This window comes from Sulfurimonas sp. (genome assembly GCF_032250635.1).
GTDB lineage: Bacteria > Campylobacterota > Campylobacteria > Campylobacterales > Sulfurimonadaceae > Sulfurimonas.
The window spans coordinates 1-2,578 of record NZ_JAVVFL010000243.1 but is presented as its reverse complement, the minus strand read 5'-3'; the positions used below and the strand labels follow the sequence as shown (position 1 = coordinate 2,578).

The 2,578-nt window shown below is 39.4% G+C and carries 1 protein-coding gene; it reads right to left on the bottom strand.

Going from position 1 to position 2,578, the window contains the following annotated elements:
- Window positions 1-2,486, bottom strand: a 2,486-nt coding sequence (gene nosZ, locus RQ763_RS11295; RefSeq protein ID WP_314153079.1) for a Sec-dependent nitrous-oxide reductase, incomplete at its 3' end; no start/stop codon positions are given.
- Window positions 2,487-2,578 lie beyond the last annotated feature (92 nt).

Sequence of the window (2,578 nt, the reverse complement as noted above, 5' to 3'; positions counted from 1 at the left end):
TCATCTACCCATTTAAGATATTCAATAATATCTTTAGTCTCTTTTTCATTCATGTGCTGATTAGGCATTTTAAGGTTAAAGTAATCAATCATACCTTTAACATATGGATCATCATACATTTTTTCAGGATTCATAATAAAATCTTTTACCCATTTTTGACTATCTTCACCATGTCTCTCAAGTACACCTGTTAAGTCTGGACCGGAAGAAACTTTACCGATAACGTGACAACCGCCACATCCGCCTTCTCCAAATGCTTTTTCACCGTTAGCTGCTGCAGCTGACTGTTTTGTAGCAATGATTCTAACAAGGGCATCTTTTGCTCTGATTCCAACATCGGCTGTTTTAACCATAAGCTGCCAAATCATATTTTCAAAAAGGATAGCTTTTTCCAAATCACCGACTTTAACAGCTTCATCAGCCAGTTTTTTCTGTGCCGGAATTTGACCATATTGATCAAACGCATCTGTAACAAGATCCGCAACAACTTTATGCTTATCAAAGTTATTGTCTTTTAAGAACTTAACGACCGACTGGATAACAGCGTCAGTTGCGGCATTTGTTGCAACAGTTTTGTCATACTCAGCTTTTAGCTGCGCAGGGGTCATTGTCTGCATCTTCATTTTTTGAGCGCTCTCATACTTTTTGTTCGGGTCTTTTACCATTAGGTAACCCATCATCTCTAAGTGAAGAGCAGAACAAAATTCAGTACAGTAGTAAGGGAAAACACCCTCTATATCAGCAGTAAACTTAATACTTGCAGTCTTTCCAGGTTCAAGTGAAGCGTGAACATTGAAATGGTCAATCGTGAAACCGTGTGCCTCATCTTGAGCACGCTCAAGGTTTGTTAGGTACATAGTTACTTCATCGCCCTTGTTTACGGTTATTCTTTCAGGATTGATGTGTGAACGAACAACAGTCGCATAAACTTTAACTTTGTTTCCGTCTCTCTCAATTCTCTCTTGACCGGCAAGTGTTTTACCTTCGTGAATAGTATCCATTCTTGAGTTAGTACCCATTGGATATCTTACATGTCCGTGAAGTTTTTCAGCTCTAATAGCAACTGCTTGGTGCGGTTCGCCAAGTGGCAGAGGCATATCAACAAGAAGATCCATTGTTTTACCGCTAATATCGATTAGCTGGTGATTTTGAGGATGCAGAGGTCCGACATTTTGGAATCTATCAATCGCAAGTTTATTTAATGAGATGATATATTTTCCTTGAGGATCGGCAGATTTGCCCTCCATTCCACATAAATGCCCAACGTTATAGTGAACATTTTCTTTATCTATAACTTTAAGAGTTTTATAGTTCCATTTTACAATTTGACTATCAACGTAAAGTGAAGTATAAATTTCACCATCAACGTTTGAGTATTGGTTATGCAATGGCCCAAGACCAAGTTCTGCTTGACCGTGAAGAGATTTTTTCATATCTAAGATAGGAATACCGTATGGATCTTTTCCCGCATACTCTTTGCTGTCGATAAGTTTTTTGATTTTGCTCCATTTAAAAACAGAAGCGTGTGTATCTAGTTTACCACAAACCGTGATGTACTCACCATCAGGAGAGACGTCTACACCGTGCGGAGATTTTGGTTCAGGAATTAAGAACAGAGCATTGTTTTTAACTGCAATATCCATAGGAATAACTTTGTGATCATTAATGATTTTTACATTTTTTGGATCTTTTGCAAGCTCTCCCAGTTTTTTCCAGTTATATACATGCAAGAAGTCGGTATCGTTTCTACTCATACCAGCTTCGTTTGGCGGCATACCGACTTCGATTCCGCCTGTATACATCTCAGTATTTACAGAGTTTGTAAATCCCCATCCATCAGAAACACCTTTCCCTGAGTCACTTAAATCTTGCATATATGGAGGCATCTCAATTGTAAAAGACGCTTTTTCTTGAATCTTCCCTTTTTTGTGATCAAACTTCCACATGGTAACACCACCGCGGTATGCCTCTTTATAAGCTTCGATTGGGTGGTAGTTGTTATCATATGGAGCTGCATATTGACATGCTTCTATGATATACTCACTGTTTTGTGTAAAGAAAGCCCCTCCGTGAGCAGATTTGAATACAGGGTTAACAACAATCTGTTTTGTTTCAAAGTCTGCTAAGTCGATGATAGCGATACGAGGATTTGCCTTGTCGTTGATAGCAAGCCATTTGCCGTCATATTTTCCATCTATTTCTGAGAGAGCAGGGTGGTGCGTATCTCCCCAGTTTATCTCTCTTCCTCTGATATTTCCTTGTCTTAGAACCTTCTTAGACTCTTCGTCAAATCCGTATCCCTGCCAAGGTTCAGGAGTAAAAACTCCGATATATTTTAAAATTCTCATAGACGGAACGCCGTATACTATTACCTGTCCAGCCTGACCTGCAGAACTAAAAACAACAAACTCATCTTTTACGCCCGAAGGATTGTAAGTTTTTGCAGCACGGACTACATCAACTTCGCTTAAACCTCTTTTCTTCATAACTTCCGCAAGCTCACCGCCGTTAGCAACCAAAGCGGTCGCTGCCACAGAAGCGCTTAGTATGACTGAAGAAAACTTGGTAAAATGTCTTT